Source organism: Kouleothrix sp. 19917, from assembly GCF_057073505.1.
The window spans coordinates 443,491-462,524 of sequence record NZ_CP097099.1 but is presented as its reverse complement, the minus strand read 5'-3'; the positions used below and the strand labels follow the sequence as shown (position 1 = coordinate 462,524).

The following is a 19,034-nucleotide window of genomic DNA, read 5'->3' as shown; positions in this document are numbered from 1 at the left end:
GAGCAAAAGTTTTTAGAAGACTATCAGCGTTTGTGCCAAGAGCAAGGCTTTGAGATAGTTGCTTCTCCTCAATGGATAAAAAGAGATGATAACTCTTATTCTATGGTTATCAAAATGACTCTTTCAAAAATATATCCATAAATGAAACCATTTCGGTTCCACCTATTAGGACTTCCCCACACTCAAGTAACAAAAGAATATAGCCGTTGTGCATACACTCAGAAAGTTCTCAAGCTTTCTAATATGCTTGTTTCCCTCGGACACGAAGTACTTCTTTATGCCTCAGAAGAAAATGAGACAACCGCACACCTTGTTACCGTTATTTCTAAAAAAGAACAGTGGGAGTATGGATTCAATGGTCCTCACGACTACTTAAAAAATGATTTCAACCCAGATATGCCAATATGGAAACTATTCCATCAAAGGGTCATACAGCATATCGCCGAGAACAAAAAAGAAAAGGATTTCATCCTATCTTTTGCAGGTATAGCAGACAAACAAATAAAAGACGCATTTACCGACCTACTCTTTGTTGAGGCCGGTGTGGGATACAGTGGAGTATTTAGCGATTTCCGAGTTTTTGAAAGCTATGCCTGGATGCATACAGTATATGGTCAACTCTACGGGTCGTATAGTGCCAACGGCAACTTCTATGATTGTGTAATTCCGAATTACTTTTCAGTATCAGACTTCCCATATCGAGCCAAAAAGAAAGACTACCTGTTATTCGTCGGAAGGCTAATTGATAGAAAAGGTCTAAGCATTGCCGTAGAAATCGCTCAGAAGGCCGGTAAGAACCTTGTTGTTGCAGGTCAAGGAATACCACCAAAAGGCGTAGACTATCGCGGTGTTGTCAATGCCAAGGAGCGCGGTAAGCTTATGAGTGAAGCATTAGCCCTTATTTGCCCTACACTCTATGTCGGACCATTTGAAGGAGTGAACGTAGAGGCTCAGTTATGTGGCACACCTGTTATATGTACCGATTGGGGAGCTTTCGCCGAAACAGTTGAGCAAGGCAAAACAGGGTTCAGATGTCGAACACTCAAAGAGTTCGTACAAGCAGTGAAAGATGTTGAGAAACTAAATCCCAGATACATCAGGAAGCGAGCAATATCACTCTATTCAACAGAAACGGTCAAGAAACAATATCAGGGGTATTTTGAACGGCTATATGATTTATGGGGCGAAGGTTGGTATGAATTATGATATTATTTGTATATGTCCCTCTATACAAACACAATGGCAGTACGGCGTGAAGCTGGATTACAAAACAACGTTTATATAACCAATGAGAATATCGATGAAAAGATTGCACAGGCAGAAAGCGAAATAAACTCCTCGTTATCAATCGCAAGTTATTCTCTCCCCCTTGATACAGTTCCCAAAGTCATCACCAATGCAGCCAATCTATTAGCAGCCGGATACATCCTTGTGCAAGACTACGGCCCCATGCACGAAGGAACGAACAAAGACGGTCAGAAAAAAATAGACATGGCTCGCGCTATTCTCAAGCAAATTGAAGGAAGAGAAATACAGCTCCTCGATACTTCAAGTGTTCCCCTCGCACAGTCTTCACGGATACGCGGATATCCCGATAATAGCGCAGCAGATGAAAGCCCATCGGAAGATAGAATGTTTCGTGTCACCGATGTATTTTAATGCTCACAGTAAATATCAGTATTCAAGGCGATAAGGAACTAACCGCCAAACTTAAAAAAGCCAAAGGAGAGCTCGAAGACTGGCAACAAGAACTGCACCAAGTAACTGACTATCTCCACTCCTTTTATCAGAACAATATTTACGAAACTGAAGGAGGCGCATTTGGTCTTCGTTGGCAATCTCTGAAATCTTCGTATGAAGCAAAGAAAAGAAATGAATATCCGGGTAGGGGAATCCTTGAACGCACTGGAGCTATGAGGCGTTCACTCACTGAGGATGTTACGAGGACCTATGCAGATATCGGATACCCTAAAGGGAGCACGGCACAATACCATCAGTTCGGTACTCGTTTCATGCCTCAACGCCAACTTATCAATGTTGATAATACACTCAAAAATAAGATTATAGATATACTTAAAGAAGGACTCATTGTAAAATTGCGTAAAAGCTTTCGATAATGGTAGAACCTACTTATAAACCAACACCGGCACAAGTTGTACTAGAACTTTTAAAAGAAGAACTTGACGCAAAGTTTCAAGGCTACTTTGAAGGCGATCCAATTTTATTTGGACAATCTTACTTGCCTGCACTTGTTGTTTCTACCCCACAAACCCAGTTTGACATTGGTCCCACAGGTTTTGATCAACTTACCCACACTCTTCTTATTCAGGTCGTATTCAATAAAAAAGATGAATTTGGCCGACCAGATAACCAAGTGACAATGGACAGACTTATAGATCAGATTGTTTGGGGAAGATACGAAGAAACAGGGGATTACAAAGACGGCACAATTATGGCAGTACTTAGAAGAAATATAACACTCGGAAATTATACCGTGGAAAATATATCGACACTCAGAAAAGGTGTAATAAACCGTTCAGAAACCCAAATGACCACAGAAGGTCATATAGACGTTATACTAACCGAATTACAGGCAGTTTCAAATCGTACCTAATTGACAGCGGTACATAGACAAACTACAATTAAGTATGAAACTTTACCGATATAAAAATATATCAGAATTAACTCAAGATGTAACTGGTGTAGGGATAGTTGAAGCAGGAAAAGAAATAGTAGTTGAGGAAGAATTAAATAATCCAAATTTTGAATTAATATCAATCAAACAGAAAAACAAAGATAAATAAATATGGCACAAACACGACTCTCTAATCTTGGTTATTTTGCAATTAAAAAAGAAACCACAAAAGGTACTGCTGTTACCCCCAACGTATACGTTCCAATATATGATGAAAACCTTATCACCGATGTAAAGCTCGACCTCGATAATCCAATCGTAGGAAATAAGGCAGAGGTGTATCAAACGATACAAGGTCAAAGGAGCCACAGCGGAGAAGTCACCATACTTGCAGAGCCAAATATAGCCGGTTATCTCTTTGACGCATTCATGACTAAAGGCTCAACCACAGGGGGAGGACCATATACTCACCCCTTCACTATAAGCGCCTCGACTAACCCCAATTCTTACACCATCGACATCAGTAAAGGCTCAGTAGTTCAGCGTTTTATGGGCTGCGAGATAAGCGAAGTATCCATAGACTTCGATACCAACAAGATGGTTTTCAAAGTCAAATTCTCAGGTCTGAAATCTCTTTTTGTTCGCGAAATCTCCTCGGTATCCACCAATACAGTTGACCTCAAAACCAACTACGACCCATCACCGACAGATGGATTTGTAACAAGCGATACGGTTCAGATCCTTGATGTGTCAGCTGGCACTACTCAAAACTTCACAGTAAGTTCAATCTCAGACTTAGATACACTTGTGCTTTCTGGTTCTCCGTCAGGTATCGTAGCAGGCGACCTTATCTATCTCAGACCAGCCACGCCATCTTTCTCTTTGCTTTCTCCGTTTTTATGGGCAAGAACCGAGTTTCGTTTTGGGGATGACGCAGCTTCAGCACTGTCAGCCTCACAGACACGCTTAGAACAAGGAAGCAAATGGACACTCATGCACAAGTTTGAGAATGATGAGGGAGCTATGCGGTCAGGTTCTTTTGATCCGGCTGCGCTCGTTAGAACACAATCGGCAGCAGAGCTTGAAGCAAAGCTATTCTTTGATACACCCGAAGACCTCAATAAGTTCTTGACGAATACCAAAAAGGCCGTAGTGGTAAGACACTTTTCAGGAACTTCATACGAGCTTCGAGTTACTTTGAATAACGTGAAGTTCACAGAACATCCTACCAATCTCAACACAGGTGAAATCGTATATGCAGACGGCAAAATGGTCGCTCAGTATGATTCCTCAGATGCACAGCAGTTCTCAGTTTCGGTAATCAACAACGTTTCATCAATCTAATATGCCAATATTGAAGGACCACAGGCAAACCACAAAAGTAGTATTACCGGCATCCAGCACCGAGCAGGACGAAGCATGGGTTGAAATCTATACTGAGGTTTTAACAAAAGATATTATTGGCGTAGCAGAACTGCAAACAAATCCCACACTGGCAGGAATAGCAACAATAACCAAACTCATCAAGGATTGGAACTTTGTCACAGATAGCGGAGAAAAAGCAGAAATCACTGAAGACATGGTTGGCCTGCTACCACTTGAAGACGTAAACGAGATAATGACACACGTCACATCTCTCACAAAATCCTCTCTTCCCACTTCAAAAAAAAAGAGTTAATACTTTACTTCTCAGCAGAGAGTGACAATCAAGCATTGCCACTTATGCCTATTGAGCTTGTCTTTTTACGTTATAGACAAGCTTTTAATTTGTCGTGGAATGATTTTCTTGAAACGCCATGGAATATCGTTCAACAAGATTTAGAGATACTAAGTATCGAGTCAAATATAGTACAATCAAAGCAGAAAGGAAAATATGCCCCTACTCGCAGGAAGTGATGTAAAAGCCAGAATAACAACAGAAGCAGATACAAGAGGTGTCGATGATGCAGAACGAAGCATAGCTGGTTTTTCACAACGCTCGATCGAAGCTTCAAAGCGCCTAACACTAGGTATATTGGGACTTAGTACGGCAATCGGAGGGCTGGGAATAAAAGCAATTCAGATGGGCGGCCAGTTCGAGCAGTCACAGGTTGCATTTACCCAAATGCTCGGAAGCGCAGAGGCATCAGATAAGTTCCTCAAAGACCTCTTTGATTTCGCAGCCCATACCCCGTTTGAATTCAGTGGCATCCAAGACGCTTCAAGAAAGCTCCTCGCGTTCGGTTTCCAGGCAGAAGACATTATCCCAATGATGACCAACATTGGTGATGCGGTATCAGCCCTTGGCGGTGGTTCATTTGAAATTGATCGTGTTACTCGTGCTCTTGGCCAGATGAAGGCAAAGGGGAAAGTTTCAGCAGAAGAAATGATGCAGATTGCAGAGCTTGGTATTCCGGCCTGGGATCTGTTAGCGAAAAAAATAGGTGTTTCAGTTCCAGAGGCAATGAAGCTTGCAGAAAAGGGTGTTATCACTGGTATGGAAGGAGTAGATGCTATTGTTTCTGGTTTGGGTGATAGATTTGCTGGTGGTATGGAAATGCAATCCAAGACTGTATTGGGACAATGGAGCACCTTAAAAGACACTATCAGTCAGACTTCAAGGCAGATCGGTACACGACTTATTGAAGCATTTAACCTCTCAAGGCCCGAAGGAAATATAGCCAGGTTGACCGAGCAGGTACAGCGGTTCGGCGATTACATGCTCAACACGGCTATACCTTTCCTGGAAAACAATAAAGGGCTTCTTATAGCACTCGGCGCAGCCATAGCAACCTTAGTCATACCTGCATTTGTTGCATGGACTGTAAGTGCGCTTACCCTCGGAGGCGCACTACTGCCTATCCAGCTTGCAATACTCGCAATCATTGCCGTTATCGCTCTTCTTTATCTTGCATGGAACAATAATTTCTTAGGTATCCGCGATGTCACAATGTCAGTAGTCGGCTGGTTTACCAATACTGCCTACCCTTGGCTACAAGCAACATTCACACGCATCAAGGACCTTCTAACAAGCTTGCAAGGGGCATGGACAGCCGTATGGCAGATTATTCAAAATACAACCACAAACGTTGTGCGCTCAATTACGGACACGGTAAAGGGTATGATTAACACTGTTATTAACGGCATAAATACGGTTATTCGGGGAGCAAACAAAGTAGGAGGCCTTGTCGGTAGTGGTGGAATGTCTGAGATCCCGCATTTTGCAGACGGAGTACGAAACTTCGGCGGCGGTTTGGCAGTTGTGGGCGAGGAGGGTCCAGAGCTTGTTAATTTACCCCGTGGAAGTTCGGTTATCCCAAACGCCCAAATCGGTGCACAGGCAGGAGTGACCATCAATCAAACCAACAATGTTTATGGCAATGTAGATATGGACATGGCATTACGCAGTTTGGCATTTGCTCTACAAACACAATGAAGGCAATTTATTTAAACACCACTCAAATTCACAGCTATACAGGTTATCCCAATGTATTTGTTTCACCAAGGATACAAGGACTTGAGATTCCAGAAGTACGGCTTTCAACGTACTCAAGGCCGAACGCAGACGGTGGGGTTGTGGCCAACCAACTCTATGGAGGAAGGCTCATCACCTTACAAGGAAAAGTTCTCGCAGACGACATTGACACCTACCGAGCAACGCGGAGAAATTTAGAGTCAGCAGTACGTATCATGCGCGACGATAACGGTAATACTACTCCTATCATCCTAAAGTTCACGACAATGGACGATTTAGAGCTTCAAATCGAAGTGTATACCCGCTCATTTGTCATGCCAGATACCAATGTATTGGCCTCAGATTTCAAAGTGGATTTCTATTCCCCCGACTTTTACATACAAGGTCAAGAGCTTCACAGCCAAAATCTTTTTGTTTTCCAAGGTGGAGGCATGGCCATTCCAATGGCAATACCTCTTAATATGTCTGTAGGAGCTTCAGCCGTTAATGTATTGCAGAACAATGGTAATGTTGAGGCGTTCCCCATAATTACGTTCTATGGGCCACTACAAGACCCTACACTTACGAATGAAACAACTGGAGAATCGTTATCCATAATTCACACTCTCTCAAGCGGTCAGCTTATTGTTGTAGATACCAAAAACCACACAGTCAGCTACTACGCAACTGAGGGAGGCAGCGCAACCAATATACGTTCAGAGCTATCAGGAGATTTCCTAACGTTTGCGCCAGGTGAGAATAGTATCAAGCTAACCGACGCTGGAGGAGACCCAGCAGGATATGTCAGTATGGTTTGGCGTGACTCATTTTCTGGCATCTAAATTATGTCCCTCGATATCTACCGCACTATCCTAAAAGACCCAGACTCAGGCAACCTCTACGAGCTTTCACCCAAATCAATCCGATTTACCGAGGAACTGAACAAGGAGCCAGTAGCGAGCTTCACGTTCGGATTTGAATTATTCGATCAGATAGCACAGCTCTATTCAGTTTCCACGGTCAACATTTTTACTGGCTCATTCAAAGAGATATGGATTGAAACAAAGGATAGCGCCGGCGACTACCAAAAGATTTTTTGGGGTGTGCTCACCAATTTTGAACTTTCCCCCGAACAACAGGGCCAGCGCACCTTTACAGTAAACGCCGTAGGTTGGCTTGGACTATTTGCCATGCGTATAGCAGGTATACCCGTAAGACACTTCACTTCAACAGATGCGGGTCAAATTGCTTGGACACTCATAGATGAGTCTCAGAATTCAGACACACCATACTCGGATTATGGAATTTCCCAAGGAAGCATCACCACAAGCGTAGATCGAGACAGGACGTATAGGTTCGATAACATTAGAGACAGCATTATCGCACTCTCAAATTCAAATCTAGAAAACGGCTTTGATTTCGATATCGATAACACGAAAGCATTCAACGTATATTACCCATATAAAGGAAACGATGTTTTAGATGTTGTCATGGATGATAGAACCACGGCAAATTATATGTACAAAAAACCACTTCTCCTCTCAGTCGCAAATAAAATACACGTTCTGGGTGGAGGATTTAACGACGACCTGGTATATGTTACGCGCACGGGCCCAACCGGAGCCAGAAGCGCATGGAAGACCCAAGAAAAGAAAGTAAGCGATTATTCAAGTAGGGATACAGCACTTCTTAATGACAAAGGCGACAAATATCTAGAGAACTATGAAGACGTAGAACTTACTGTAGACCATTATGATAATGATGTGCGGTGGCTCGATTATTCACTTGGGGACAGTATAAGGGTAAACTTATCAGGTACGGGACTTACAGACGCAGTTAAAAGAGCAACAAAACGCACTTTCTTTTTAGATGAAAATACAGGAGTTGCCAAAATAACTACGGTTCTTACCGATCCTGTTTCATAATGGAAGAACTAAAAAATACATTACTCGAATTAAAAAGGAGAATTGAAGAGCTTGAAAAGATACAACCTATCAATGTTCTTTTATTGCCCGATGACGGCACAGGTATTCTTCGTGTTCCAAAGTACACTTCAGATCCAGCTTCACCCGCAGACGGCGAGCTATGGGTAAATACAACGAGCAACACGCTTAAAGTCAGATTAGGAGGCGTAACACGTACCGTTACTGTTAGTTGATTAGCGGTACACGATGAAATACAATTATCTATATGGGCAGTATCTATTCGCTACGTTCGGGGGCAACGGCATTACCGGAGGACTCGGTTTTACAGCTTGGCACCGACTTAGTTTCACAAGGAGGAGTGAAAGATTTAAGTGCTACCAATCATTTCAAAGTATCCCAACGCGCAGCGGGCGCTAACATGAGTGTAGATGTAGCAATAGGACGCGCATTCCTTCTCGGTTCAGGAAACCTCTATCCAGTTCGACACACTACCTCGGCGACCAACAAAACAATCACCAGTAATTCCTCAGGAAATCCCCGTATTGATTCAGTAGTTCTTTACCTGAACCTCGCGACAGGTGCAAACTCAGACGCTTCTAACGTTGTCACCCTTACAGTTGTGACCGGTACACCAGCAGCTTCGCCATCGGCCCCAAGTGATTCGGCTATTCAAACAGCTGTAGGAGCCAGCAACCCATTCCTAAGACTTGCAGATGTAGCTGTCGCAAACGCAGCAGCTTCTATTGTCGATGCAAATATAACCGATAGACGTTTAGCATATCAGCTCAAAAGCCAAACACTTACGCGCTGTCTTCTTAGATTATCTTCAAATCAGTCCCTTGCTAATGCTACGTTTACGGCTATTTCGTGGGACGCAGAAGACAGCGATCCCGACAGTATGCATGATAATTCAACAAACCCTACCCGCATCACTGTACCTACCGCAGGCATATGGCTTGTAACCGCAAATGTCGTTTTTCAAAACAATGGAAATGGACAACGGCAGGTGTTTGTGAAAGTAAACGGCACAATCCAAGCAGGTGTTTCGTATGTTGAAAGAACATCAGGAAATCAAAACGGTGTTGTGTACACCCGCTTACTTTCCCTATCGGCCAATGACTACATTGAAGTCTGGGCATACCAAGACACAGGAGGGTCGTTGAATGCACTCGGAGGAGCAGCAACAAGTTCAACACTTGTATCAAACGCACAAGTGATAAAATTATCTAACTAATCTTTTTATATGAACGATGCCCAACAAAATCAATTTCCAAGAACAGACCACGACATATTAGTAACATTAAGTGCTAATTTTGTCAGCTTCACCAAACAATACGCTCTCGATGTAAAAGAATTAAAAGATGGCACAAAGCTTACGCTTGATGACCACGAGACACGTATACGAAAGTTAGAAGAGATTGTTCATGATGACAAGACAACTAGGAAAGCGCAGCTACGTGTAGCAAGTCTCACAGGAGCCATTGTAACCTTTGTATTAGGCACAGCAGCAACAGTACTTGGTATCTTGAGTGGATTTATCCATACAAATTGATATACTAAATATATGACAATCTACAACCAACGAGACCCGAGGTGGAAGAATCAAAAGTTTGGCAAAGATGCGACTATCGGCAAATATGGCTGTACCCTAACAACGATTGCAATGATTCTTGATATCACGCCTGACAAAGTAGCGAAGCGCCTTGATGAAGTTGGCGCATTCGTTAACGGAAAAGGTGGAAAAGGAAATCTCCTCGATTGGTCAAAACTCCATGAAGCATTTCCTCAAATTACCTATGTGCTTCGCAAATCCCCCTACAATAACACCGACGTAAAAAACAACACCCCTTGCTTAGTTGTCACAGACTTCGACGGAAACCCTAAAACCAACGGGCAGCATTGGGTACTCTTCATCGGCAACAAAAAGCTTTGGGACCCATGGACAGGCACAGAAAGACCAACAAGTGTATATTCTGACTTGCAAGGCTACTGCCTTATCAAGCGTAAACCCTAACGTTAGTGGGTAACGATGTCGCAAGTAAGATTAAAAGAAGAGGAGTCAAACATAGGATGGGGAACATATCTCATTCTTTTGTTTGTTATTATTTTTGGAATGATTGCGAGGTGAATTATATGGAATTAAATATAGTTACGATAGCACCGATTACAACAGGGCTAGTAGAAGTCATCAAACGTACACCAATAAGCAAGAAACTCGATGGATGGTATGAAGTACTGTCTTTGGTAATAGCAGGCTTATTAGCGTTTTTAGGAGGTCTAGACATATTATCTGGAGTAGTCGCTGGACTAGCAGGTATGGGACTCTATGACACTGTTTCTAAAAGTGTCGAAAAAGCAAAAGAAGCTCTATGAAGCAATGAAAGACAAGCAACCAAATATAATCATTCGTACTGAAAGTGACATCAGACGTGCAGTGGCACAAGCTCATCTGGAGCGGGTAGTAGAAGAGACAGGAGAATACTGCCCAGGTGATGTTGTCACCTCAGGCAAGTTTGTACCTAAATCAGGCATCTCTACCTTTGATGCCAAGACAGGGAAGACAAGGGGAAGTAAAAATTATTGGTAAATCTTCACCCTCAACGCTTTCCCAGTCACGTCCGCACCAAAACTTACGTCACTGCCATCCACAATTACAACTTCACTTGGGTTAGTTAGTGCAATGCAGCAAAACTTTCCAGCATCTTTCTCTATGCTCACTGAGAGCAAGCGTTTTTTGTTCTCGACCTGCCAATTTTCCATCGTGTCATACAACTCTTTCATGGAAAGAGCTTCGAAGTACTGAAGGTTGCGCTTGTTGTCATCGGACATGGTAAGTCTCCTCTGGTTAGGATATTTCAGGTATATCTTCTATGGGGATGACCAATATATTTTCGTTGCCGTTTTTTAGCCATATATAGACAAGCATTTCCGTAGGGAATTCACCCCCTGCTGGAGGTACTTCATCGTCACTGTAATAGAAATTTAGATAGAGATTGGCAAAGTCAGTCCGTTCCGCAAAGAACTGACGAGCCCGTTTTTCAAAATCATCTTCATTGATACTAAGCTGTCCTTCATTGCGCGAAAAACGCTCTTGTTCTTCTCGGGATTGCAGCCAAAAGCGCTCAGCAAAAGACATATTTACAGATTTATCGTATAAGTATTCTTTGAAGTGTGGTTCGTCTTCTAATCTATTATGCAGAAATTTAACAATAGCATCTTCCTCACTTTGTGCACTTACTATTTTAAAATCGCGCTCCTCAAATTCTCTGTTTTTCATCCCAACGAGATATTTGTGTTTCATACAGTCCTCATGCCTGTAAGTGTTTCAGAGCCAATCGGCAAGACCATCCTATCACTATTCTCACCACTTGCCAACTTCTCCACAAGATAAAACTTAACCAATAATACATGAAACGCATGTGTCAATCGTGCGTATAATGTAGTTAGGCACGACACAACACGAGGAGGATCCATGAACAAGCTGGAGCGATTCGGCCTATTCACAGGCATCATCGGTTTACTTAGTGATACGATAGCTCTCATCACATTCATGGCAGGATTTTGGGGAAGTCCAACAAAGACTGCCGTTGCCGTACCTGCAACTACTCATGCAGCGGGAACTACAATTGAAGTCACCGGCTACGAGATTCCACTTGTCATTCGTGCCATTCTCATTTTCTTCCTCATTTATAGCTGGGCCGCTATTAGCTGGGTGTTAGTCCGTAGATCATTCCGACTGAGAAAGCACCGTAAACCCGCGATTATTGCTGATATTGTGTTTCGCTCTGTTGTCGGTATTGGTATCCTTGTTCTTCCCATATTTGCGATGTGGACGATAACATATTGGCAATCGGGAGTACCCTCACGAGCCGAGGGTGACAAGGTGTATGCTGAGTTTCAAGCCCGTAATCCCAAGATCGTTCGAAAGGGATTTGCTGTTAACGACCCCAGTGCAGTTGAGGATATGTGCACTGATACGGATCCTAAGGCTGCGAATTGTATCTGGGATCAATCAGACGCTGCGTTCTGGGCACTAATTACTTCGATACCATTGCAGGGTTTCCTTGCTGGTGCCGTTTACCTTCTGTTTGTGTTGCTTATTCCCGTTGTCTATCCCGACATGTCAGCTGAGGAAATAGCTTACGAGCTAGGACTAACACCAGAACCAACCCTTGCAGAAACTACAGGGGTAAACGAAGCTGTCGCAAAAATACTGCCCCTGAGAGGCACAGCCAAAACGAAGTAATCTAAAAGAGAGGCTCTACAATGCCTATTAGTAGCAATATTACAGCAAGCGTGCGTGCTTCACTTGCTATCCAATTTATAACTAAGGTTTTGCAGAAATAGGCGAAAGCTCAGGGTAAAGCCAAACGGAGCTTGATATCGGACAGAGTCATGCCTTGGTGCGATTGTTCGATGGCCCAAGCAAGCGTTTTGCCCAAGGTCTCGCGAGCGATGGTGCGACAGGACTCGCCAATGGTCATCAGGCGTGTGTGAGCCCATTCGAAGGCACGATCATGCTTCAATTGGCGCATCAGAGCCGTGTACGCCAGGACGACGAGGTGCATGTGCCTGGTCTGGCCCATCCCGTCCCTGAGCTGACACTCGCCCATGCCCAAATGCTGCTTCCCGTCCCGATGAAAGGTCTCCGTCCCTGTCCAGCGCTTTTTTGTAGACCTTCAAAATGCGATGAGCTTCCCACTGGGTTCGGTTGCTGATCAGGATCTTGCGTGGCGTCGCAGCTTCTGCTTCTGACCACAACACCAGAATACGCACTGGGTGGTTGACATTGGGCAGACGAACGGACTTGGTGAAGTACCATTGCGTGTGACCGCCGACCGTAAACTTGGTGCGAACAAGCGGCGTGAGCGTTTTGACCCACTCAGTCACGCTGGTCTGCTTCCCGCTGACTACAATCACTCGGTTGGCTTTCAAATCACCGATGTAGCTGCGACCTTTGGCGTGGAGGGTGTTCATAATTGGCGCGTTGGTGAAGTAACTGTCGAAGGTGAAGTCGCCCGGTATGTCCTCAGCGACAACCCAATCGATCAGTTCCTTAGCGAGGTCGGTGTGATTCTTGAACGGGCGCTCGTCGTCGCACTGCTCGCGCTTGCGGAAGCGCCGGAAATCGAGCGGATAATGCTTCCCACTCGGGTTGACGTAGTTGGCAAACAGGTAATCGTGGGCGATCAGGTGGCGTTTGTCGGCATGGTCCCAGAAATAGCCGACATCCTCTATCAGTTTGCCGTCATGATCTATCAAAGTGTTATCGATCGCGATAACGCCGTCGTGACGATAGCGCGTTGCAGCGTCCTGTTGAAGCCATTCGAGCCGGTGCGCGTTGATGCGCTGGACATCCCAGGGCGCTTCAGTCAACCATCGATTGAGAGTGGATTGGTCGGGTGGGGCGGCAAACTCTCGCGTGATACCGCTCACGGTCTTGTGCTCCGCTACAAACAGCCCGGTCAGGTATTCGGCAAAGTGGCGGCGTGAAGGCTCATTTGGAAACAGGTCGGCGAACTGGACCAGCAGTTCCTCGACCACCTGTGGTATCGCGACAATTGCTGGCACCTGTGCCTCCCAACTGGTAGACCAACGCTCGCCTGATCATATGCTCAGAAGCTTGTTGCCGCAAATCTGCAAAAGTCCAGTTATAACCGCCCCAACCGCAGCCTCGACAATGCAGGCGTCCCAAATACAGTGTCCACTCGGATCCGTCCACCGCACCGGCCCATTGAGCACATAGCTGTAGCGATTGAGCGCCTGCGGGTTGGCCGGTCTCCACGGGCTGCCGGCCTTCTGGCGCTGCTGGTCGCTCATCTGGAACCAGAAGCCCTGCCCGTTCTCGCTTTTCAGGCTGCTGACAAAGCCGACTTCGTGGAAGTCGACGGTCAGCGGCTTGAGCGCAATGCCGTCGAGGCTGCCGCTGATGGCTCAGGCCGCACGGCCGTTTGTTTGCGTGAGCGCAGGCTGTGCCTGCTTCAGCGCAGTTTGCTCGGGCCGCAGGGCCGCCGGGGTTCCCACCCCCGCACCACGGTCGGGGCGTATCGCCCCGAACCCCAAATTTGATGTGGTCAGCTTCTACAGTGTCGGTGTGTCATGCCCCCGTTGTGCCAAAAAGCTGGCAACGGACGAAGAAAGCATCGTTGGTTATAGAAGCGTTCAATCTAGCACGTACTACATCGCCAGATGCCAGCGCATCCCGCAACGGAGGCATGACCGTACTGCTCTTCATCTCTAGATCACGTTCTTTGAGGGGTTCGGGGCAACGCCCCGACGGTGGGGTTGTTAGGGGCCGCCGTCGGCCCCTGACCGCGGGGCACGGGGTCGCGCAGACCCCGACAAACACTCTTTTCGCCACCATGCCTCCGTTGTGCCAAAAAGCTGGCAACGAACGAAGGAGGCATCGTTGTTTGTAGAAGCGTTCAATCTGGCGCGTCCTGCACCGTGCGATGCCAGCGCGCCCCGCAACGGAGGCATGACCATACTGGTTTTCATCTACCGATCACGTTCTTTGAGGGGTTCGGGGCAAGGCCCCGACGGCGGGGTTGTTAGGGGCCGCCGTCGGGGCCTGACCGCGGGGCACGGGGTCGCGCAGACCCCGACAAACACTCTTTTCGCCACCATGCCTCCGTTGTGCTTGCCGCTGGCAGCGTGCATAGAACACTGTATGGGCGAACCTTGTGTTCGCCCCAAGGCATGGCAACGAGTGTTGCGCTTGATACTGGCGCTTCTTGCCGGAGGGAGTCCGGGGAATCAATCAAGGGTGCTAGCAATCGACATGTCCTGAGCTTGCTCAAGGAGAGCACGGGGCAAGTGACTGGCAAAAAGCAAGCAAAACCCTAGCTCTTCAGACTCTCGCATGAAGCTATATATCTCTTGCAATGCTTAAGCAAAAGAGATGATTTGGAAAGAACATAAGTTAAAGTTATTCAAGTGAGTATAATAGGTTCGTTATAATTTGCGCTTAATTATTTCTAAATAAAAAATAAACACGTATGAAAAGGCAAAAAATATCCAGATTATCAGAGTGCCCATATCACTCAATTCCAAATTTCTCCACACAATCCATAACATAAACGCGAATATTAGAAGAATAATTTGAATCATAGACAAATTCTTTTTCATGGTAGCCACTTCATCTAATTAATTGATAAAAAGACTTTATTTTACCTTTAGAGTATAGACTTTGTGGGTGGGGTTAGATATAAAATCTTTGCACCCACCCACAAAAACTTGCTTACATAACCAAGGAAATTCTATCTGCCATAAAATCCTGGCGAAGGCGCGCATAATACTTTGTCACCAGAGTAGTAATTTCCGCTCGAAGGATTACCTCCACCCCTTGTACAAGCAACTCCAGGTCGCCATATACTTTGACGCATGTCAAAACGCAATTCTTGACCATTATGCCAACCGTCAAATAGGACTCCACCTAGCAAAAGTCCCATTTGCATGACACTTCCGTTACCAGTATTTCGATTGATGACTGTAACATTACAAGAAACGCTCTTGTTTGCACAATCAGCCGATATAATAATCACATTTTGACCATAGTTGGAGGCGGTTCGAATAAGCCTAGCGTATGTCTCTAATTGCTTGGCCATTTGCTCAAGTGAGACTGTAAGCAAATCTACGGTTAGTCCAGCAAAAACAATAGTGCCCGCTAATACTGGCATAGCCTTGAGAATTGCTAACAATGCCCCTAACAGCGCTCCGCCTTTGACAGAATAATCTATTACTGGTTTTATATCCCGGAATGTAGCTGCTGCCTGTTCAAGCTCATCAGCATTTGACTACCATACAGAACACATGTTCAAAAAGCTGATACGCGCCACTTCTGGTATGCTTGTCCTTGCTGACGACCGTTTCCAGTCAGGAGAAGCTCCCATGAGCGACACGTATCGGCGCTATCGTGCCATAAAAGACGGGATTATGCAATTCTATCACCCGCGTCCTCACGGCCATCGCGAAAAGCATCTCAACACCTTGGCTGCCTTGATCTGTGGCTTGGTCGGCGGTCGACACGCCCACCTCTCGCTTTGCGCCGATCACGCACCTACTGGCCGCATCAAGCAAGAAAGTCTGATTGAACGCTTTCGCCGCTGGCTCAAACACGAGCGCCACACCATCGACGGCTGGTTCTCTCCAGTTGCTCGGGAATTGCTCGCCACGCTGGCCAAACAGCCACTCCATCTGGTGATGGATGGCAGTGTGGTCGGACGCGGCTGCATTGCCCTGATGCTGAGTGTGGTCTATCACGGGCGCGCGTTGCCGCTCTGCTGGCTGGTGGTGCAAGGGAGCAAAGGCCATTTTCCTGAACACCTGCATTGTGAACTGCTCTCCCAAGTCAACGCACTCGTGCCTGATGATGCCACCGTGATCTTCTTGGGCGATGGCGAGTTTGATGGCATTGAACTGCAGGCGCAACTCCAGAGCTACGGCTGGCAGTATGTCTGCCGAACCGCCGCAAACATCCTGGTGACCTGCTATGGTGTGAGGTTTCACCTCAGCGCGCTTGAGCCAGCACCAGGCGAGTATCTGGCAGTCAGTCCCGCCGCAATGACGGCGAAACAGTATGGTCCGCTGAGCCTTCTGGCGCTCTGGGACGCGCAGGAGCAGGACGCACTGTATCTCGTCACAAACCTGGCAGATTTGGACGAGGCGGCACGGCTCTACAAAAAGCGAGCGCATATCGAGACCTTCTTTTCTGATCAGAAAAGTCGCGGGTTTCATATCGATAAAAGCCATCTCTCAGAACCAGCGCGGCTCAGTCGCTTCTTGATCGCCTCGTGCTTGGCATATATCTGGATGGTGTATTTGGGCGTGTGTGCGTTGCAAGACGGCTGGATGAAACTGCTGCATCGTGCGGATCGGTGTGATCTCAGTTTGTTTCGGCTGGGAGTGCGGCTGCTTGCTCGCTGTCTCAAGGAAGAGCGACCGATACCCGATGGGTTTCTGGTTCCCTCAGAGCTGCCTGTCACCCTCGTCCGCACATTTCACAAGCCTGCCGTCTAGCCCTGATTTTCTGTATGGTAGTGAAATCAGCATAAGCCATCGCTTCATCTTTTTCCATATACACACTATGCCCACTCGGATCCGTCGCCTTCATCGGCCCATTGAGCACGTAGCTGTAGCGATTGAGCGCCTGCGGGTTGGCCGGCCCCCACGGATCGCCAGCCTTCTGGCGCTGCCCCTCGCTCATCTGGAACCAGAAGGGCTGGCCGTTCTCACCATTCAGTGTCGCGCCAAAACCCACTTCGTGGAAGTCCACGGTCAGCGGCTTGAGTGCAATGCCGTCGAGGCTGCCGCTGATGGCTCGGGCCGCAAGGCCGCTTGTTTGCTTGAGCGCAGACTGTGTCTTTGTGGAAGGCCGTTTGCTCGGGCCGCAAGGCCGCTGGGGTTCCCACCCCCGCACCACGGTCGGGGCGTATCGCCCCGAACCCCAAATTTGATGTGGTCAGCTTCTACAGTGCCGGTGTTCCATGCCTCCATTATGCTTGCCGCTGACAGCACACAATTGAACAGTAGCATCCACACCGTGCTCCACTTCAGATTGTTATACTGTTTTACGACTTTTCAGACAGGAGGCAGGCAAGGCTGACGTCGAAAGACAATTTCGACATTTGTAGAATTCCCTGTACGGTTTACATAGAGAGTCAGACTATACAATGGTAAAGCATTATGCTCCCCAAAATTATATACTGTATCTCTATCGTGACCACCCAATTCCGATCTTGTTAATTCCCATCCAGCCTCTTGAAGTTTTATTTTGTAAAACGAAATAACATTTTCAGAGGTGTCAGTAGTAACAAATTCAACTTGCTTAGTATAAAACTCGCCTTGGGTAGTCTCTTTCATCTGCACTTGCTGTGCATTGTTATATTCAGGCATCGAAAGCGATTCTGTACGTATGGTTGTTGGACAGGACATACGATCATACCATTGATATATTTCTTTTCCAATATAGGCCGCCACAAGTAAAACAAGCACGGCAAAAAGAGAAATGAGTATTTTTTTCATAGTCATATGATACTTCACCTAGTATTCTTGAAATCTGTAGATTGCATCAACTATTTTGTAAACCGATAACTGAAAAGAGCAATAGTGAGGATGGGCGCGAGAACACCTGCGTTCAATCACCAGTTTTATATGGTGTTTCATCTAATGAACGCAACGATTTTATATCATTGTCATAAAATATTCAGCTCGTTTCCAGAGCTCTATAGTCCTTAAATTGTTCCTGAATATAGTTGTAACGTTTTCCGTTAACAAATTTTAAATTTGCGCCGGGCGCATTTGGGTAAACCGTTATTGCAACGGACTCAGCAAAATCTTCATAAGGATCATCATAGTATTTTTGGTCAAAATCTCTAGGTGTTGCTCCTATATCACCTCGCACATATACGTCGCACCAGCCGAAGGCATCTATGCATCTGCGGTGCCTTCCACCAGTGGCACTAACCATATTATGAGTCAATTTTGAACCAGATGCCTCATCCCAGCGGTGAGCGAATTCATGCACAATAATTCTGAGGGAATCAGCGGTTCCGGCAGGGCTAGCAAAAGCGGAGTCATAAAATGTTATTTGACCATTATTTTGTACAGCAGCATAACCAAGAAACGAAGTAGATGCGCGAAGTAGATTAACTCCACCGCCCATAGCTGCACGAAAATCAGAAAAGCTCCAACCTGCCGCGTTTCTCAAATCAGATACTGCTTGTATAATCAGCCCTAAGTCACTTGAAATCCAATCAAAAAGATTGTCTAGCGAAATTCCGTAATTACTGAGCTGCTCTTTATATTCATCACACTTACGATTTTCAGACCTATCGGCCTCATCAAGTGATGACTCAGAACAATGCCCACTGGGGTCAGTATAGCGGATCGGATTGTTAAGGGTATAACTGTATCGGTTGCGTGTTTGTGGGTTTTCGGGTTTGGGTGCAATGCTATCGGCGCTCACAAAGCGCGCGAGACGAGGTTGTAGTACCGCGCATTATACTATGGCAGGAATCGAGGGGGTAGTCTCCGACGGCGG

Annotated in this window: 23 protein-coding genes and 2 pseudogenes; 18 read left to right on the top strand and 7 right to left on the bottom strand. The window is 46.0% G+C overall.

Annotated features, from left to right (window positions below; translation table 11 throughout):
- Window positions 1-243: 243 nt before the first annotated feature.
- The 16 genes from M1P90_RS01900 to M1P90_RS01825 all read left to right on the top strand — a co-directional run bounded on the left by M1P90_RS01900 (window position 244) and on the right by M1P90_RS01825 (window position 10,580).
- Window positions 244-1,206 carry a glycosyltransferase gene (locus M1P90_RS01900; RefSeq protein ID WP_483700964.1) on the top strand — a complete coding sequence of 321 codons (963 nt, stop codon included), beginning with the start codon at window positions 244-246 and terminating at the stop codon, window positions 1,204-1,206.
- 12 nt (window positions 1,207-1,218) lie between these two features.
- Window positions 1,219-1,659, top strand: coding sequence for a phage protein Gp36 family protein (locus M1P90_RS01895; protein WP_483700963.1), 441 nt, complete (start codon window positions 1,219-1,221; stop codon window positions 1,657-1,659).
- Window positions 1,659-2,117, top strand: a complete 459-nt coding sequence (locus M1P90_RS01890; protein WP_483700962.1) for a phage virion morphogenesis family protein — start codon at window positions 1,659-1,661, stop codon at window positions 2,115-2,117. Before M1P90_RS01895 ends, M1P90_RS01890 begins: the two co-directional genes overlap by 1 nt.
- Window positions 2,117-2,614: a hypothetical protein gene (locus M1P90_RS01885; protein ID WP_483700961.1), complete on the top strand. Its 498-nt coding sequence runs from the start codon at window positions 2,117-2,119 to the stop codon at window positions 2,612-2,614. The genes M1P90_RS01890 and M1P90_RS01885 overlap by 1 nt, the downstream gene beginning before the upstream one ends.
- A 34-nt stretch (window positions 2,615-2,648) precedes the next feature.
- A complete protein-coding gene (locus M1P90_RS01880; protein ID WP_483700960.1) occupies window positions 2,649-2,804 on the top strand; it encodes a hypothetical protein in 156 nt (51 codons plus the stop codon).
- A gap of 2 nt (window positions 2,805-2,806) precedes the next feature.
- Window positions 2,807-3,979, top strand: a complete 1,173-nt coding sequence (locus M1P90_RS01875; RefSeq protein WP_483700959.1) for a phage tail tube protein — start codon at window positions 2,807-2,809, stop codon at window positions 3,977-3,979.
- A 1-nt stretch (window position 3,980) separates the two neighbouring features.
- Window positions 3,981-4,313 carry a hypothetical protein gene (locus M1P90_RS01870; RefSeq protein WP_483700958.1) on the top strand — a complete coding sequence of 111 codons (333 nt, stop codon included), beginning with the start codon at window positions 3,981-3,983 and terminating at the stop codon, window positions 4,311-4,313.
- Window positions 4,314-4,508: 195 nt separating this feature from the next.
- Entirely contained in the window at window positions 4,509-6,050 is a 1,542-nt protein-coding gene (locus M1P90_RS01865; protein ID WP_483700957.1) for a tape measure protein, read from the top strand.
- Window positions 6,047-6,910: a phage distal tail protein gene (locus M1P90_RS01860; protein ID WP_483700956.1), complete on the top strand. Its 864-nt coding sequence runs from the start codon at window positions 6,047-6,049 to the stop codon at window positions 6,908-6,910. Before M1P90_RS01865 ends, M1P90_RS01860 begins: the two co-directional genes overlap by 4 nt.
- A 3-nt stretch (window positions 6,911-6,913) precedes the next feature.
- A complete protein-coding gene (locus M1P90_RS01855; RefSeq protein ID WP_483700955.1) occupies window positions 6,914-7,993 on the top strand; it encodes a hypothetical protein in 1,080 nt (359 codons plus the stop codon).
- The gene (locus M1P90_RS01850; RefSeq protein WP_483700954.1) at window positions 7,993-8,226 is read left to right on the top strand and encodes a hypothetical protein; all 234 of its coding nucleotides are present in this window, start codon (window positions 7,993-7,995) and stop codon (window positions 8,224-8,226) included. Before M1P90_RS01855 ends, M1P90_RS01850 begins: the two co-directional genes overlap by 1 nt.
- A gap of 125 nt (window positions 8,227-8,351) precedes the next feature.
- A complete protein-coding gene (locus tag M1P90_RS01845; protein ID WP_483700953.1) occupies window positions 8,352-9,227 on the top strand; it encodes a hypothetical protein in 876 nt (291 codons plus the stop codon).
- Window positions 9,228-9,236: 9 nt separating this feature from the next.
- Window positions 9,237-9,545, top strand: coding sequence for a hypothetical protein (locus M1P90_RS01840; RefSeq protein WP_483700951.1), 309 nt, complete (start codon window positions 9,237-9,239; stop codon window positions 9,543-9,545).
- A gap of 12 nt (window positions 9,546-9,557) precedes the next feature.
- Window positions 9,558-10,007 (top strand): hypothetical protein, encoded by a 450-nt coding sequence (locus M1P90_RS01835; protein ID WP_483700950.1) that lies wholly within the window; start codon window positions 9,558-9,560, stop codon window positions 10,005-10,007.
- 119 nt (window positions 10,008-10,126) lie between these two features.
- On the top strand, window positions 10,127-10,366 hold the full coding sequence (locus tag M1P90_RS01830) for a hypothetical protein (RefSeq protein WP_483700949.1): 240 nt from the start codon (window positions 10,127-10,129) through the stop codon (window positions 10,364-10,366).
- Window positions 10,320-10,580: a hypothetical protein gene (locus M1P90_RS01825; RefSeq protein ID WP_483700948.1), complete on the top strand. Its 261-nt coding sequence runs from the start codon at window positions 10,320-10,322 to the stop codon at window positions 10,578-10,580. Before M1P90_RS01830 ends, M1P90_RS01825 begins: the two co-directional genes overlap by 47 nt.
- Here the strand turns inward: M1P90_RS01825 and M1P90_RS01820 are convergent.
- Both M1P90_RS01820 and M1P90_RS01815 read right to left on the bottom strand, forming a co-directional pair.
- Entirely contained in the window at window positions 10,571-10,822 is a 252-nt protein-coding gene (locus M1P90_RS01820; protein WP_483700947.1) for a hypothetical protein, read from the bottom strand. The genes M1P90_RS01825 and M1P90_RS01820 overlap by 10 nt on opposite strands.
- Window positions 10,823-10,838: 16 nt before the next feature.
- Window positions 10,839-11,294 carry a hypothetical protein gene (locus tag M1P90_RS01815; RefSeq protein ID WP_483700946.1) on the bottom strand — a complete coding sequence of 152 codons (456 nt, stop codon included), beginning with the start codon at window positions 11,292-11,294 and terminating at the stop codon, window positions 10,839-10,841.
- 171 nt (window positions 11,295-11,465) lie between these two features.
- Here M1P90_RS01815 and M1P90_RS01810 point away from each other — a divergent pair, with 171 nt between their 5' ends.
- Entirely contained in the window at window positions 11,466-12,239 is a 774-nt protein-coding gene (locus tag M1P90_RS01810; protein WP_483700945.1) for a hypothetical protein, read from the top strand.
- 109 nt (window positions 12,240-12,348) lie between these two features.
- Here the strand turns inward: M1P90_RS01810 and M1P90_RS01805 are convergent.
- Window positions 12,349-13,564 (bottom strand): annotated as a pseudogene (locus M1P90_RS01805) (IS701 family transposase).
- 1,688 nt (window positions 13,565-15,252) lie between these two features.
- Complete coding sequence (locus M1P90_RS01800) at window positions 15,253-15,693, bottom strand: hypothetical protein (RefSeq protein ID WP_483700944.1); 441 nt, start codon at window positions 15,691-15,693, stop codon at window positions 15,253-15,255.
- 190 nt (window positions 15,694-15,883) lie between these two features.
- Between M1P90_RS01800 and M1P90_RS01795 the strand changes: the two genes are divergently transcribed.
- Entirely contained in the window at window positions 15,884-17,011 is a 1,128-nt protein-coding gene (locus M1P90_RS01795) for a transposase (RefSeq protein ID WP_483700943.1), read from the top strand.
- On the opposite strand, the gene M1P90_RS01790 is transcribed toward M1P90_RS01795, so the two are convergent.
- The 3 genes and pseudogenes from M1P90_RS01790 to M1P90_RS01780 form a co-directional block, all read right to left on the bottom strand.
- On the bottom strand, window positions 16,974-17,267 hold the full coding sequence (locus M1P90_RS01790) for a hypothetical protein (protein ID WP_483700942.1): 294 nt from the start codon (window positions 17,265-17,267) through the stop codon (window positions 16,974-16,976). The two genes, M1P90_RS01795 and M1P90_RS01790, sit on opposite strands and share 38 nt — an antisense overlap.
- Before the next feature lie 305 nt (window positions 17,268-17,572).
- Window positions 17,573-18,022, bottom strand: coding sequence for a hypothetical protein (locus M1P90_RS01785; RefSeq protein WP_483700941.1), 450 nt, complete (start codon window positions 18,020-18,022; stop codon window positions 17,573-17,575).
- Window positions 18,023-18,197: 175 nt separating this feature from the next.
- Window positions 18,198-18,968 (bottom strand): annotated as a pseudogene (locus tag M1P90_RS01780) (RHS repeat-associated core domain-containing protein); the annotation flags it as partial.
- Window positions 18,969-19,034 lie beyond the last annotated feature (66 nt).

Excerpts from the sequence above, each read along its gene's own strand:
- M1P90_RS01900 (WP_483700964.1), top strand. The coding sequence starts at position 244 with ATGCTTGTTTCCCTCGGACACGAAGTACTTCTTTATGCCTCAGAAGAA.
- M1P90_RS01895 (WP_483700963.1), top strand. The coding sequence starts at position 1,219 with ATGTCCCTCTATACAAACACAATGGCAGTACGGCGTGAAGCTGGATTA.
- M1P90_RS01890 (WP_483700962.1), top strand. The coding sequence starts at position 1,659 with ATGCTCACAGTAAATATCAGTATTCAAGGCGATAAGGAACTAACCGCC.
- M1P90_RS01885 (WP_483700961.1), top strand. The coding sequence starts at position 2,117 with ATGGTAGAACCTACTTATAAACCAACACCGGCACAAGTTGTACTAGAA.
- M1P90_RS01880 (WP_483700960.1), top strand. The coding sequence starts at position 2,649 with ATGAAACTTTACCGATATAAAAATATATCAGAATTAACTCAAGATGTA.
- M1P90_RS01875 (WP_483700959.1), top strand. The coding sequence starts at position 2,807 with ATGGCACAAACACGACTCTCTAATCTTGGTTATTTTGCAATTAAAAAA.
- M1P90_RS01870 (WP_483700958.1), top strand. The coding sequence starts at position 3,981 with ATGCCAATATTGAAGGACCACAGGCAAACCACAAAAGTAGTATTACCG.
- M1P90_RS01865 (WP_483700957.1), top strand. The coding sequence starts at position 4,509 with ATGCCCCTACTCGCAGGAAGTGATGTAAAAGCCAGAATAACAACAGAA.
- M1P90_RS01860 (WP_483700956.1), top strand. The coding sequence starts at position 6,047 with ATGAAGGCAATTTATTTAAACACCACTCAAATTCACAGCTATACAGGT.
- M1P90_RS01855 (WP_483700955.1), top strand. The coding sequence starts at position 6,914 with ATGTCCCTCGATATCTACCGCACTATCCTAAAAGACCCAGACTCAGGC.
- M1P90_RS01850 (WP_483700954.1), top strand. The coding sequence starts at position 7,993 with ATGGAAGAACTAAAAAATACATTACTCGAATTAAAAAGGAGAATTGAA.
- M1P90_RS01840 (WP_483700951.1), top strand. The coding sequence starts at position 9,237 with ATGAACGATGCCCAACAAAATCAATTTCCAAGAACAGACCACGACATA.
- M1P90_RS01835 (WP_483700950.1), top strand. The coding sequence starts at position 9,558 with ATGACAATCTACAACCAACGAGACCCGAGGTGGAAGAATCAAAAGTTT.
- M1P90_RS01830 (WP_483700949.1), top strand. The coding sequence starts at position 10,127 with ATGGAATTAAATATAGTTACGATAGCACCGATTACAACAGGGCTAGTA.
- M1P90_RS01825 (WP_483700948.1), top strand. The coding sequence starts at position 10,320 with ATGACACTGTTTCTAAAAGTGTCGAAAAAGCAAAAGAAGCTCTATGAA.
- M1P90_RS01820 (WP_483700947.1), bottom strand. The coding sequence starts at position 10,822 with ATGTCCGATGACAACAAGCGCAACCTTCAGTACTTCGAAGCTCTTTCC.
- M1P90_RS01815 (WP_483700946.1), bottom strand. The coding sequence starts at position 11,294 with ATGAAACACAAATATCTCGTTGGGATGAAAAACAGAGAATTTGAGGAG.
- M1P90_RS01810 (WP_483700945.1), top strand. The coding sequence starts at position 11,466 with ATGAACAAGCTGGAGCGATTCGGCCTATTCACAGGCATCATCGGTTTA.
- M1P90_RS01795 (WP_483700943.1), top strand. The coding sequence starts at position 15,884 with ATGAGCGACACGTATCGGCGCTATCGTGCCATAAAAGACGGGATTATG.
- M1P90_RS01785 (WP_483700941.1), bottom strand. The coding sequence starts at position 18,022 with ATGACTATGAAAAAAATACTCATTTCTCTTTTTGCCGTGCTTGTTTTA.